This window comes from Bartonella sp. CL63NXGY, from assembly GCF_042194905.1.
GTDB lineage: Bacteria > Pseudomonadota > Alphaproteobacteria > Rhizobiales > Rhizobiaceae > Bartonella.
On the sequence record NZ_JBHINK010000014.1, the window covers coordinates 26,718 to 40,005 of the forward strand.

Annotated in this window: 10 protein-coding genes and 2 pseudogenes; 7 read left to right on the forward strand and 5 right to left on the reverse strand. The window is 38.1% G+C overall.

All coding sequences use genetic code 11. From position 1 onward, the window contains the following. The first annotated feature begins 111 nt into the window (after positions 1-111). From ACFIK0_RS07405 to ACFIK0_RS07415, 3 genes and pseudogenes are all read left to right on the forward strand, one after another. Positions 112-666, forward strand: coding sequence for a DUF2497 domain-containing protein (locus ACFIK0_RS07405; RefSeq protein WP_273791444.1), 555 nt, complete (start codon positions 112-114; stop codon positions 664-666). 137 nt (positions 667-803) lie between these two features. Next, positions 804-3,527 carry a valine--tRNA ligase gene (locus tag ACFIK0_RS07410; protein WP_375663733.1) on the forward strand — a complete coding sequence of 908 codons (2,724 nt, stop codon included), beginning with the start codon at positions 804-806 and terminating at the stop codon, positions 3,525-3,527. Between the two features lie 1,074 nt (positions 3,528-4,601). Further along, positions 4,602-5,392, forward strand: a pseudogene (locus ACFIK0_RS07415) (tetratricopeptide repeat protein). 102 nt (positions 5,393-5,494) lie between these two features. On the opposite strand, the gene ACFIK0_RS07420 reads toward ACFIK0_RS07415, so the two are convergent. The 5 genes from ACFIK0_RS07420 to xth form a co-directional block, all read right to left on the reverse strand. Continuing rightward, positions 5,495-6,241 carry an amino acid ABC transporter ATP-binding protein gene (locus ACFIK0_RS07420; protein ID WP_273791447.1) on the reverse strand — a complete coding sequence of 249 codons (747 nt, stop codon included), beginning with the start codon at positions 6,239-6,241 and terminating at the stop codon, positions 5,495-5,497. 11 nt (positions 6,242-6,252) lie between these two features. Then, the gene (locus ACFIK0_RS07425; protein WP_273791448.1) at positions 6,253-6,969 is read right to left on the reverse strand and encodes an amino acid ABC transporter permease; all 717 of its coding nucleotides are present in this window, start codon (positions 6,967-6,969) and stop codon (positions 6,253-6,255) included. A 2-nt stretch (positions 6,970-6,971) separates the two neighbouring features. Further along, the gene (locus ACFIK0_RS07430) at positions 6,972-7,724 is read right to left on the reverse strand and encodes an amino acid ABC transporter permease (protein WP_375663734.1); all 753 of its coding nucleotides are present in this window, start codon (positions 7,722-7,724) and stop codon (positions 6,972-6,974) included. A 141-nt stretch (positions 7,725-7,865) separates the two neighbouring features. Next, a complete protein-coding gene (locus ACFIK0_RS07435; protein WP_375631472.1) occupies positions 7,866-8,771 on the reverse strand; it encodes a transporter substrate-binding domain-containing protein in 906 nt (301 codons plus the stop codon). A gap of 124 nt (positions 8,772-8,895) precedes the next feature. After that, positions 8,896-9,678 carry an exodeoxyribonuclease III gene (gene xth / locus ACFIK0_RS07440; protein WP_273791451.1) on the reverse strand — a complete coding sequence of 261 codons (783 nt, stop codon included), beginning with the start codon at positions 9,676-9,678 and terminating at the stop codon, positions 8,896-8,898. A gap of 503 nt (positions 9,679-10,181) precedes the next feature. Between xth and rpsL the strand changes: the two genes are divergently transcribed. The 4 genes and pseudogenes from rpsL to ACFIK0_RS07460 all read left to right on the forward strand — a co-directional run. Continuing rightward, on the forward strand, positions 10,182-10,553 hold the full coding sequence (rpsL, locus tag ACFIK0_RS07445; protein WP_005773262.1) for a 30S ribosomal protein S12: 372 nt from the start codon (positions 10,182-10,184) through the stop codon (positions 10,551-10,553). A gap of 18 nt (positions 10,554-10,571) precedes the next feature. Continuing rightward, positions 10,572-11,042: a 30S ribosomal protein S7 gene (gene rpsG / locus ACFIK0_RS07450; protein ID WP_273791452.1), complete on the forward strand. Its 471-nt coding sequence runs from the start codon at positions 10,572-10,574 to the stop codon at positions 11,040-11,042. A gap of 23 nt (positions 11,043-11,065) precedes the next feature. Next, positions 11,066-13,150: an elongation factor G gene (fusA, locus tag ACFIK0_RS07455; protein WP_375657821.1), complete on the forward strand. Its 2,085-nt coding sequence runs from the start codon at positions 11,066-11,068 to the stop codon at positions 13,148-13,150. Positions 13,151-13,212: 62 nt separating this feature from the next. After that, positions 13,213-13,288: pseudogene (locus ACFIK0_RS07460) on the forward strand (elongation factor Tu); the annotation flags it as partial.

A 13,288-nucleotide genomic window follows, 5' to 3' on the forward strand; every position in this document is an offset into this window, starting at 1 on the left:
ATGACAAGCATATTTGAAAATATCGTGGGAGGCATGTTGATCTTATAATTCTTTTGCATACACTGAAAATATGATTCTATTTGTTGTTGCGTCTTTGAGAGGTTGTAAAGTATGGTACAGAGTTCAAGCGTGTTACGTGAGCCAAGTATGGATGAAATTTTAACATCTATTCGTGAAATAATCGAAGAAAATGCGGTTCAATCTGATCACTTTTTAAATGAAGATGTTGCAGTGAATGCTTCAGAAGTTGCATCAGAGAGTATTTATGATACAGCCTTATCGGTTGATGATGCTATGAAAGCTTTAGCTGATCGTATTGGTCTTTCATCTGAAAATCAAGGGGGGAAGATAACGCAAGAGAAAGAGGATATAGAGGCAGAAAATAATACAGTTGGTATGGATATGCAAAAGATGAAGCTTTCTTCTGAAGAACGGAATTCTGTTTATAAAGCAAAAGAATATGAAGATGAGATAAGGAAATCACAGTCAGATGCAGGAAGGGATGGTCATGTGGAATTGTCTGCATATTGTATTTCTTCTGCAGAAAAGATTGCAAAGGATGTGTTGCGTCCGGCTATAGCAGAATGGTTACAGTCTAAATTGCCTATTTTGCTGGAAGATATTTTGCGTGAAGAGATTGTGAAGGCGATTAAAAAATCGTCTTAATTATTTTTATGTTTTTCATTTTATGGGGATTTTGTTTGCGATTTTGCGAGCTCTCTAGTGAATGGCTGAGATTCACGAGATTCTGATCAGGTTTTGATCATATATGGTGTTTTTCAGCGGCGTTATGGATGGATAGAATGTTAGAAAAAAACTATGATGCTTCCTCTATAGAGCAACGGGTTGCAAAGAGATGGGAGACTCGTGGGGCTTTTAAAGCGGGAGCTGGTTCTAAAAGCGATGCAGAACCTTTTTGCGTTATGCTTCCACCTCCTAATGTTACAGGCTCACTTCATATGGGGCATGCGCTCAATACGACAATTCAAGATATAATAGTTAGATTTCAGCGGATGCGTGGCAAAAATGTGTTGTGGCAGCCTGGTATGGATCATGCTGGGATTGCTACACAAATGGTTGTGGAGCGTCAACTTGCAGAACGTCAAGAGCCAACGCGTCAAGAAATGGGGAGAGAAAAGTTTATTGAGCGTATTTGGGAATGGCGTTATGAAACTGGAGGCGTTATTGCAAACCAGTTGCGTCGCCTTGGGGTTTCATGTGATTGGTCGCGTGAGCGGTTTACAATGGATGAGGGGTTGTCGCAGGCGGTTCGTGAAGTCTTTGTCACGCTTTATAAGCAAGGGTTGATATATAGGGATAAGCGTCTCGTTAATTGGGATCCTAAATTGTTGACAGCTATTTCAGATCTTGAAGTTGAGCAAAAAGAAGTTCAAGGACATTTGTGGCACTTTAGATATCCACTTGAAGGTAAAACTTTTGATCCAAATGATGCTACAACTTTTATAACAGTGGCGACAACACGACCAGAAACAATGCTTGGTGATACAGGAATTGCTGTTAATCCTGAAGATGAGCGTTATAAAAATCTTATCGGTAAAAATGCTCTTTTGCCGCTTGTTGGTCGTAGGTTATTAATTGTGGGTGATAGCCATGCTGATCCTGAGGCTGGAAGTGGTGCTGTAAAAATCACACCAGCTCATGACTTTAATGACTTTGAAGTAGGACAGCGTAATCATTTACGCTTGATCAATATTTTTACCCAAAAAGCCGAAATTTTTCTTCGTGAAAATGAAGCATTTTTCGATGGTTTGATTTTATCAGATGAATTAAAAATGTTAGTAGAAAATCTCGATAAATCTGATCGTTTTGTTGCTCGCCAGAAGATTATTTCTTTGATGGAAGAACAGGGATATTTAGCTTCTGTTGATGATCATACCCATATGGTTCCTCATGGAGATCGCAGTGGTGTCCCTATTGAGCCTTTTTTGACAGATCAATGGTATGTTCATGCTGCTGAATTAGCAAAGCCAGCGATAGAGGCTGTTCAACAAGGAAAAACGCAGTTTGTTCCCGATAACTGGAAAAAGACTTACTTCAATTGGATGCAGAATATTCAACCTTGGTGCATTTCTCGCCAATTATGGTGGGGACATCAGATTCCTGCTTGGTATGGTCCTGATGGAACGGTTTTTGTTGAAAAAAGTGAAAAAGAGGCTTTAGATTCAGCTTTTGCTCATTATGGTGAGGTTGTTGACTTAATCCGTGATCCGGATGTTTTAGATACGTGGTTTTCATCAGCTCTTTGGCCTTTTTCAACATTAGGATGGCCAAATAAAACGACTGAATTATCTACTTTTTACCCAACATCTTTATCTGTGACAGGATTTGATATTATTTTTTTCTGGGTTGCTCGTATGATGATGATGGGACTTCACTTTATGGGTGACGTTCCTTTCCCAACGGTTTATGTGCATGCTCTTGTGCGGGATCAAAAGGGCGCAAAGATGTCAAAATCAAAGGGAAATATTATTGATCCCTTAGAGCTTATTGATCAATATAGTGCTGATGCACTTCGATTTACTTTAGCTATTATGGCAGCACAAGGTCGTGATGTAAAACTTGATGTTTCCCGTATTGCTGGTTATCGTAATTTTGCTACGAAATTGTGGAATGCTACCCGATTTGCACAGATGAATGGTGTGAAGCATGATCCAACTTTTAAGCCAGAACAAGCAAAACTGGCGCTTAATCGTTGGATTTTAACAGAGTTATCTAAAACGATTTCAGCAGTGACGGCTGGTATTGAACACTATAAATTTAATGAGTCAGCTGCCACACTTTACCGCTTCATTTGGAATACCTTATGTGATTGGTATTTGGAGCTTCTCAAACCTATTTTTCAGGGGGAAAATGAAGATGCTAAAAATGAGGCTCAAGCTTGTACTGCTTGGGTTTTAGATGAAGTTTATAAACTTCTTCATCCTTTTATGCCTTATATGACGGAAGAGTTGTGGTCTCTTACAGAAACGCAAGCCATCAAGCGTGAGGATATGCTCGCATTGACAAAATGGCCAGAGGAAACATTGATAGATGAAGAAGCTGCTGATGATATTAATTGGCTTATTGATGTCGTCACGGGGATTCGGTCTGTACGTTTTGAAATGAATATTCCGGTGGCGACACAAGCACCTCTTGTTGTTGTTGAAGGAGGGGAAGTAACGCGAGAGCGTGTGAAGCGTTATGATGCACTTCTTAAAAAATTAGCGCGTATTGAAGTTATTGATTTCTCTGATAAAGTTCCGGAAATATCAGCACAAATGATTTTGGGAGAGGCTGTTTTTTGTTTACCATTAGGACAGTTGATTGATTTGGAGGCTGAACGTGTTCGTTTGAGGAAGGATGTCAGTAAAATTGAACAAGATATTGAAAAAATATCGCTTAAGTTAAACAACCCCAAATTTATAGCAAATGCAAAAGCAGAAATTGTTGAGCGTGAGCGGAACAGGGTTGTAGAACTGCGTGCAGCGCAGAAAAAAATATTTGTTGCTTTAGAGCGGTTAGATTGATTTCAACTTTTTCTTTTGTTAGTTTTTCATGAACGATCATAAAATCTCTACTGAAATCCATTGTTTTATGTTTATCATTAAAGAGACATCTTTTAAGGCGTCCAAGCCTATTCCACGACGTAGATCATGAATGGTATAACGGTAAATCCATTGGGCTTCCCTTCTTTATGCTTGTGAAGTAACAAGCGGCCGGCACCATTCTGTCCAATCCGGACAGCCCTTGGCACTTAAGACCGTTCATAAGAGGCATTTTTAGTTCTTTCTTACACAGAGTTTTTATCCACATAGCTTTCTCTGCTTGTAATGTGCAAGCGGATGATTTTGATTGATTTAACATGGAGCACGTTTGGAATGAGAGAATCTTACGATATTCGAGGGCCTCATTCAACATGCAAAAAGGAAAATTATAATTATAAATCAATTTCTTGCTTTATTACTGTAAAATATCATCATTTAGAGTAGCAATATAAGGTATGTAAAATTACACATGTGGTATTTTTTTGTATGAGTGGTGAGTATTCTAAGGTAGAACTTGTGTGTAAAGTATGAAGTAACCCCATGTGAAATGATGTTAGGTGCAATCCGTTAAATAAAAAGCTGTATTTTTTATAGATTGACGGAGACAAAAAACTTCCTCCTTAAGGTGGTAAGGCAGTCGTGAAGTTATAAGTTAATTATCATCATTATATTTATCCATCTTTCGTATTGTTTTTTATACTTAAACGCTTACCATTCATCATGTATTCTCTTCGTTCTCAAGTTACTGTTTAATGCACGTTATTTTATTGAACGATTTTTGCTCATACGTATAAAATTTTAAGATCGATAAATCTTAGAATGTTAAAGGATGTGTTACAAAATATAGAATGATGATTTATATTTAAAAATCAATTTGTTATATATAAAAATGGATACTTAATTTTATCGAACATTTTGGATGGTTTTTATCTATTTGTTTTTTCTTTTAAAATTTTTACTTTAAAATTGCGTATGCTTCTTACTAAGAAAAAGAGTTTAAATATCTACAAAGAAATTCGTAACAGATATAATCATTAAAATTGAGGTAGGGGGGAAATGGTTAATAGGTTTCAGATATGGAAAAAAGTCACGATTGTTGTGATTTTAGGGGGATTCTTTTCGAATGTTTATGTAATAGATGTCAATAGCTTGCAAGAAGCGAATGATGGTTCGTTTTATTTTTTAAAACGTGGCATGTCTGCTTATAAAAATGGGCATATAAATCAGGCTATTGCAGCATTACGTTGTGCAGCTAAGAGAGGCCATATTGGTGCGAATTGGAAACTTGGCTCTATCTATGCAAACGGTGATGGTGTCTCTAAAAATGATTATAAGGCATATAATTTTTTTGCATATATTGTTGAAAAAGGTGCTGATCTTGGTTCAGAGGATGAAAGTTATGTTTCTGACGCATTGGTTAAACTTGCGGGATATATAAAAAAAGGTATTCCTCAATCACCTGTGAAACCTGATCCTTCTTATGCTGCTCATCTTTATATGCAGGCTGCGGTAAACTATGGAAATCCTAAAGCTCAGTATCATTTAGGAAAAATATTTTTAAAGGGAGAGGGAAGGGAGAAAAATCTTATACAAGTAGCACGATGGTTTCAACTTTCAGCAAAAAAGGAAATCCTTCCGCCCAAGCAATGCTTGGAAATATACTGCTTAAAGAAGGAAAAATTGTCCGTGAGGCAGCAATGTTAACTGCTGCCTATGAAAAAGCTAACGTAAAAGACAAAAATTGGATTCACCCTTTGCAAGAAGAGGCTTTTGCTCTTTGTAATGAATCTGAGAGACGTACAGCAATTTCACTGGTTGCTGAGATTTTAAAGAATAACAGTTTTTAAACATCTGATTGTAATATTTTTACATTCTCTCATCTTATATTAAACTCTGTTTCCTTGTATACAAGTTCATAGTAAAGATAGCTTTTTTTGATAATCTAACGGCTAATGACTTAGGATTTTAGACAAAAATTCTTGCGTTCTTGGTTTTCTTGCTTGCGGATCAGAAAAGAACTCTTTAGATGAGCAGTCTTCAAGAATTGTTCCTTGATCTATGAAAATAACACGCTCCGAGACTTTTTGTGCAAATCCCATTTCATGGGTTACACAAATCATCGTCATACCTTCTTCTGCTAAGCTAATCATGACATCGAGTACTTCACCTACCATTTCAGGATCGAGAGCAGATGTTGGTTCATCAAAAAGCATGACAAGTGGATCCATAGTTAAGGCACGTGCAATAGCAACACGTTGTTGTTGCCCTCCAGAAAGTTGACCAGGATATTTATCTTTGTGTTCAATGAGTCCAACGCGTTCAAGATATAACAATCCACGTTCAAGTGCTTCTTTTTTGCTTCGTTTTAGGACTTTGATTTGTGCAATTGTCAAATTTTCTGTGACAGATAAATGGGGGAAAAGCTCGAAGTGTTGAAACACCATTCCTACCTGACTTCGCAATTTAGGCAGATTCGTTTTTTTTGAATGAACTGGTATTCCATTAATCCAAATTTCACCTTTTTGAAAAGGGACGAGAGCGTTAATAGTTTTAATGAGTGTTGACTTTCCGGAGCCTGATGGACCACAAACGACAACGACTTCTCCTTTATTAATGTTGGTTGTACAGTTTTTAAGGACTTTAATTTCGCCATACCAATTAGAAACATTTTTTATTTCGATCATATGAGTAGACATTTTTTTTCCTGTTAGCGAATAATGGATACTTTTTTTTGTAAATACAAAACTATTTGTGACAGTGTAAAACAGATAACAAAATAGAAAATAGCTGCTAAGATATAAGCTTCTTGCTTTACACCAAAATTATTAGCAGCAATATCAAAACCATTCAAAAGGCTATGACCACTGATGGCATAAACAAGGGTTGTATCCTGAAAAAGGATAATAACTTGTGTTAAAAAGACTGGAAGCATATCTCTAAAGGCTTGAGGAAGAATGACAATGTACATACTTTGCCAATATGTCATTCCAAGAGCTTGTCCTGCATATTTTTGTCCTTGCGGAACTGAATTGATTCCAGCACGCATAATCTCAGCAAAATAAGCCGTTTCAAATGCGGTAAAGGTAATGAGTGCTGATTTATTTGCACCGATGGATATACCGGTTAAAAAAGGTAGAAGCACGAAAAACCATAAGATAACCATCACAAGTGGTATTGAACGCATAGCTGTTATGTAACCTATTGCAAACCAAGAAAGAAGTTTTATGGAAGAAAGGCGCATCATTGCTAAAAGCGTACCGAAAACAAACCCCAACACCGTTGCAAAAAGAGTTAGAAAAACGCTAAAGAGTAAACCTGATAAAATGTAAGAACGAAATACATCAAAGGTAAAAAAGGAAAAATCAAAGTCGGAAAAATTGAAAGGAGAATAAAGTCCAAACTGAGAGCTTATGAAATTCATCATATTCAATTTCCCTTTGTTTGAAAATTAGGAATTTTGAGTATTTGTTCAATGACTGTCATCACAATGAATACGAATAAGGCTATTAGAATATAAAGAGCCGTAACAAGTAAATAATTTTCGTAAACATGGCTTACCTCTTCAATTGCTTGGTATTGAAATTGCATGAGCTCATTTATTGAAACGGCGAATGCTATAGACGAATTTTTCACAATGCCCATTGCTTCTGAAGTAAGAGGTGGCATAATTGCACGTATAGCACGTGGTAGTATAATATAGCGATAACTTTGATAAGTTGTAAACCCCATTGCCATAGCAGCATAGCGTTGTCCAGAAGGAATCGCTTCAATGCCTGAACGAACCTGTTCTGCAATGCGTGCAGATGTAAAGAATCCCAATGCGCATGTTATTAAGAGAATGGGGGAAAATTTCATCGCTGGTGGATAAATCTTCGGAACAACAAAATACCACAAAAACACTTGTACAAGGAGGGGAATATTACGCATAATCTCTACCCAAATAGTACCGATAGTGCGAAATATATAATTGGTTATGGATGTTTTAGGTAAAGTGCGCATTGTTCCTATAACAATACCACACAATACAGCTAATATAAGTGAAGTGATAGACAATATAACCGTATTTTTAAAGCCATCGAGAAGTGTATCTAAATAGGTATGGCTCACGCCGGGAGTCCCCAAGCATCCTGTTACCAATGTTTGAGTAAGGTCATCTCTACAAAGGAAAGAAAAGTCCATTAATTGATATTCCCTCAAATTAGTCATTCACAAATAGGGCAATAAACCAAGCGCATCTACATAGGCCAAATTTATTAAAAAGTGAATTAAAATATAAACCACACTCAATTTCAAAAGAGTGTGGTTCTTTTTTATTAAATTCTATAAATCTTTTTCTGCGTAGCTTTCTCGAGGTTTATTATTTGGGTGATCCCAAGCATATCTTGTTTGTTTTGACAAGGGAAGGTTCATAACAGTGTTAGCAGGTGGGATCGGTTTCATAAACCACTTATTATAAAGCTTTTCCAGTGATTCATCTTTAATCTGACGTACGATACTATCGTTGATTGTTTGTTCAAATTTTTTGTCATTTAATCTGAGCATACAGGCAATAGGTTCGACTGAAAGTACAGTATCAAGAATGACATAATCAGATGGATTCTTTGATTTAGCAATATGTCCAGCAAGAATTGAAGCGTCCATGACAAAAGCATCTGCCTTACCAGATTCTAATAACAAAAAACTATCTCCGTGATCTTTCCCCTTTAAAACTTTAAACTGAATGTTTTTTGCACGTTTATTTTTACGAATAAGTTGAACAGATGTTGTACCGGTGGTCGTTGCAACTGTTTTTCCATTTAAATCCTCAAGAGATTTAATGTTAGAGTTTTTCTTTACAGCAATCCGAACCTCCTCAATGTATGTCGTATAAGCAAATGCTGCTTCTTTACTGCGGGCAAGATCATGTGTTGTTGAGCCGCACTCAAAATCATAGGTTTTATTTTTTAAGAGAGGAATTCTATTTTGAGAAGTGATGGGAAGATAATGAATTTTAATTGGTTTACCAATTTTTTTTGAGATATCATCAATGATCCGTTCTGCCATTTCTGTATGAAAACCTACATATTTATTATTACCAAGGGCGTAGGCTAAACCAGATGATTCACGGACACCTAAAGTAATTTCCCCTGTTCGTTTTATTTTTTCAAGAGTATCATGTTCAGCATGTGCGAAACTTGAGAATCCAATGGCCGTTGCTGCAATAAGCATTAACAATGATTTCTTCATTTATGTCCTCCATTCATTTATTTTTATTTTAGTTGCTTAAGATATACTGTTTATATGCTGTAGCATAGTTATTATTTTTGAGTGGATTTTTTTTGTTGTCTCATGAAATGAGGATTGTACTTTCTTAATTGATATTAAGGTGAATCCAAACAGGAACGTGGTCGGATGGTTTTTGATATCCCCTTACTTCTGCTTGGCTATGAGCGCAAATTAGTTGATCAACAGCTTCTGGTGATAATAATAAATGATCAATGCGAATCCCATTATTCTTAGGCCAAGCACCTGCCTGAAAATCCCAAAAACTGAAGGAGGGAGTATCGGTGACATTCCGGATAGCATCATAAAAACCTAAATGAAGAATACGTTGGAATGCTTTTCTTGTTTCTCCAAGAAATAAGGCATCTTGATACCATTCTTGAGGTTTTTTTGCATCTAATGGAGCGGGGATGACATTATAATCACCCGCTAGAATAAGGGGTTCTTCATACGCAAGCAATGATTTTGCATGTGTATATAATCTTTCCATCCATTCTATCTTATAGGAATATTTTTCACTCTCAATAGGATTCCCATTTGGCAAATAGAGAGATGCAACACGAACAACACCTTTGTTTGTTGAATAAACTGCTTCAATGTAACGTGTTTGTTTATCATTATCATTGCCTGGTAATCGACGGATCACTTCATCTGGTGTTTTTTTAGAGAGAATCGCAACGCCATTAAAACTTTTTTGTCCGTGTGTTTCTATATGGTAACCTAAACTTTCAATTGCATCGCGTGGAAAATTTTCATCAATACTTTTAATTTCCTGTAAACAGACTATGTCCGGCTGGCTTTGCTGCAGCCATTGACATAATGTTTCATGTCGTGCTTTTATCCCGGCAATATTCCACGTTGCTATTTTCATGGCGCTCATCATTAGATATCAAATATGCAATTCAATTTACTGCTCAATTTACTGCATTTATGTTTTGCTACAGTCATATCGCTACTTTTTTATTTATAGGGATATTACTTATGGTAAATTGATTTATCAAGAGTAGCGGTAAAAGCAAATTTAAAGCTTTAAAATTTAATTTATTTTCATTTTTAAAAACTTTCTGCTGTTTAGTTCTTGACGAATGTACGTGTTCTCGCTATTAGAGATGGATATAGCCGATGTGGGTGTAATCAGGTGCTTTGGATATGAACCGGAAGATTATTCACAGGTGTTAAGAAGATTAAAAGTAAATCCTAGTGCAAAAGGCTACTGCCTTCTCTGCTTATGGTCGGGTAAACTGTTTTTTGCAGGTGTGCCCGATTTTGTGTGTAGACTTAAATATCTGTTCCGATTCTGTTGGGGTGGATGGAAATGAAAATAGAAAAGCCCGATTGGGTGAGAAGAATATAGATCAAAAAGAGGAAGGTTGCATGCCTACCGTAAACCAGTTGATTCGTAAGCCGCGTGTGGCGCCAGTTAAACGTAATAAGGTTCCTGCTCTGCAGTCGAATCCGCAGAAGCGTGGTGTTTGTACGCGTGTTTATACAACAACGCCGAAGAAACCTAATTCTGCTCTTCGTAAAGTTGCTAAAATTCGCTTGACGAATGGATTTGAGGTGATTGGTTATATTCCTGGAGAGGGACATAATCTTCAAGAGCACTCTGTTGTGATGATTCGTGGTGGTCGTGTAAAAGATTTGCCAGGAGTTCGTTATCACATTATTCGTGGTTTGCTTGATACCCAGGGTGTCAAGAATCGTAAACAGCGTCGTTCAAAGTATGGCGCAAAGCGTCCAAAATAATATTGAGAGACAAAGCCAATGTCCCGTCGTCATAGAGCAGAAAAGCGTGAGATTAATCCAGATCCAAAATTTGGTGATTTGGTTATTATGAAATTTATGAATGCCATTATGTTTGATGGTAAAAAATCAGTTGCAGAGCGTATTGTTTATGGTGCACTCGATTCTGTAGAAAAAAGAGTAAAAACAGATCCTGTGGCTCTATTTCATCGGGCCTTAGAGAATGTTGCTCCTCATATTGAGGTTCGTTCACGCCGTGTTGGTGGTGCTACTTATCAAGTTCCGATTGATGTTCGTCCTGATCGTCGTCAGGCTCTTGCTATTCGTTGGTTGATTGCGGCGGCGCGTGGTCGAAATGAAACGACGATGGTTGAGCGTTTATCTGGTGAATTGATGGATGCGGCTAATAATCGTGGTTCTGCCGTGAAAAAGCGTGAAGATGTTCATCGTATGGCTGAAGCTAATCGTGCTTTTTCTCACTATCGCTGGTAGAAGTTTTAAACAAGGCAAATATAATGGCTCGCGAATATAAAATTGAAGATTATCGTAATTTTGGTATTATGGCGCATATTGATGCTGGTAAGACTACGATGACTGAACGTATTCTGTTCTATACCGGTAAGAATCATAAAATTGGCGAGACCCATGATGGTGCTTCTACGATGGATTGGATGGAGCAGGAGCAGGAGCGCGGTATTACGATTACGTCTGCTGCAACAACGACGTTTTGGGAAGGGCAGGACGGTCGGAAGCGTCGCTTTAATATTATTGATACGCCAGGGCACGTTGATTTTACCATTGAAGTTGAGCGCTCTTTGCGTGTTCTTGATGGCGCAATAGCCTTGTTGGATGCAAATGCTGGTGTGGAGCCTCAGACGGAAACTGTTTGGCGGCAAGCTGAGAAATATCGCGTGCCTCGTATGGTTTTTGTTAATAAAATGGACAAAATAGGAGCTGACTTTTATCGTAGTGTGGAGATGGTTGGTTCTCGGTTGGGTGCTAAAGCGCTTGTTTTGCAGTTGCCGATTGGTGCTGAAAATGACTTTGAAGGTGTTGTTGATCTTATAGAAATGAAGGCTTTAAAGTGGGATGGTTCTATTGGTGCCTCGGCGGTGATAAGTGAAATTCCCTCTGATTTAAAGGAGAAAGCTGAAGAATATCGCGAGAAATTGATTGAGATGGCTGTGGAGGTTGATGAAGCAGCGACAGAGGCTTATTTAGAGGGTGTTATGCCAACCAACGAGCAGCTTGTTTCTCTCATTCGTAGGGGGACAGTAGAAGTTCAGTTTCATCCGGTTCTTTGTGGTACGGCTTTTAAAAACAAGGGGGTGCAGCCACTTTTGGATGCTGTTGTTTCCTATCTTCCTTCTCCAGTTGATATTCCGGCGATTAAGGGTATTGATGTAAAGACTGAGGCTGAGACAACACGCGAATCTTCTGATGATGCTCCGCTATCTATGCTTGCTTTTAAAATTATGAATGATCCTTTTGTTGGTTCATTGACGTTTTGTCGTATTTACTCAGGTAAAGTTCAGAAAGGTATTTCTCTTGAGAATACTGTGAAAAAGAAGAAAGAGCGTTTGGGGCGTATGCTTCAAATGCATTCAAATTCTCGTGAGGATATTGAAGAAGCTTTTGCTGGTGATATTGTTGCTCTTGCAGGACTTAAGGAGACGACAACAGGGGATACTCTTTGTGATCCTTTGAAGCCTGTTATTTTGGAGAGGATGGAATTTCCAGAGCCTGTTATTGAGATTGCAATTGAGCCGAAAACAAAAGCAGATCAAGAAAAAATGGGTATTGCTCTTAACCGTCTAGCGGCCGAAGATCCTTCATTTCGTGTTAAATCGGATGAGGAATCTGGTCAGACTATTATAGCTGGAATGGGTGAGCTTCATCTTGATATTATTGTTGACCGTATGCGGCGTGAGTTTAAGGTTGAAGCGAATGTTGGGCAACCTCAAGTTGCTTATCGTGAGTCAATTACTAAAATGGCGGAAATTGATTATACGCATAAGAAGCAATCGGGTGGTGCCGGTCAATTTGCTCGTGTGAAAATTGTTTTTGAGCCTCATGATGGTGATGACTTTATTTTTGAGTCAAAGATTGTTGGTGGTGCTGTTCCTAAAGAATATATTCCCGGCGTCCAAAAGGGGATTGAGAGTGTTATGGGGTCAGGTCCTCTTGCGGGCTTTCCTATGCTTGGTGTAAAAGCGACTCTCATTGATGGTGGTTATCACGATGTTGATTCTTCGGTTTTGGCTTTTGAGATTGCGGCTCGTGCGGCTTTTCGTGATGGGGCAAAGAAGGCTGGTGCACAGCTTCTTGAACCGATCATGAAGGTGGAAGTTGTTACACCAGATGATTATGTTGGTGATGTTATTGGTGATCTCAATTCTCGTCGGGGACAGATTTCAGGAACTGAAGCGCGCGGCATTGCAACGGTTGTGAATGCAATGGTTCCTTTGGCGAATATGTTTGGTTATGTGAATACTCTTCGCTCTATGAGTCAGGGGCGTGCGCAGTATACAATGCAGTTTGATCATTACGAGCCTGTACCTTCGGCTGTTGCTTTGGAGATTCAAAAGAAATACGCGTAATTTCAGGTTGGTAATTAATTTTTAACTTAGTCCTTGGCTTGGACGGAAAATGGAGAGCTCAAATGGCGAAGAGCAAGTTTGAACGAACAAAACCGCATGTTAATATTGGTACGATTGGTCACGTTGATCATGGGAAGA

What these genes read in the sequence shown, in the direction of transcription:
- ACFIK0_RS07405 (WP_273791444.1), top strand. Translation starts at nt 112, where the DNA reads ATGGTACAGAGTTCAAGCGTGTTACGTGAGCCAAGTATGGATGAAATT.
- ACFIK0_RS07410 (WP_375663733.1), top strand. Translation starts at nt 804, where the DNA reads ATGTTAGAAAAAAACTATGATGCTTCCTCTATAGAGCAACGGGTTGCA.
- ACFIK0_RS07420 (WP_273791447.1), bottom strand. Translation starts at nt 6,241, where the DNA reads ATGTCTACTCATATGATCGAAATAAAAAATGTTTCTAATTGGTATGGC.
- ACFIK0_RS07425 (WP_273791448.1), bottom strand. Translation starts at nt 6,969, where the DNA reads ATGATGAATTTCATAAGCTCTCAGTTTGGACTTTATTCTCCTTTCAAT.
- ACFIK0_RS07430 (WP_375663734.1), bottom strand. Translation starts at nt 7,724, where the DNA reads ATGGACTTTTCTTTCCTTTGTAGAGATGACCTTACTCAAACATTGGTA.
- ACFIK0_RS07435 (WP_375631472.1), bottom strand. Translation starts at nt 8,771, where the DNA reads ATGAAGAAATCATTGTTAATGCTTATTGCAGCAACGGCCATTGGATTC.
- xth (WP_273791451.1), bottom strand. Translation starts at nt 9,678, where the DNA reads ATGAAAATAGCAACGTGGAATATTGCCGGGATAAAAGCACGACATGAA.
- rpsL (WP_005773262.1), top strand. Translation starts at nt 10,182, where the DNA reads ATGCCTACCGTAAACCAGTTGATTCGTAAGCCGCGTGTGGCGCCAGTT.
- rpsG (WP_273791452.1), top strand. Translation starts at nt 10,572, where the DNA reads ATGTCCCGTCGTCATAGAGCAGAAAAGCGTGAGATTAATCCAGATCCA.
- fusA (WP_375657821.1), top strand. Translation starts at nt 11,066, where the DNA reads ATGGCTCGCGAATATAAAATTGAAGATTATCGTAATTTTGGTATTATG.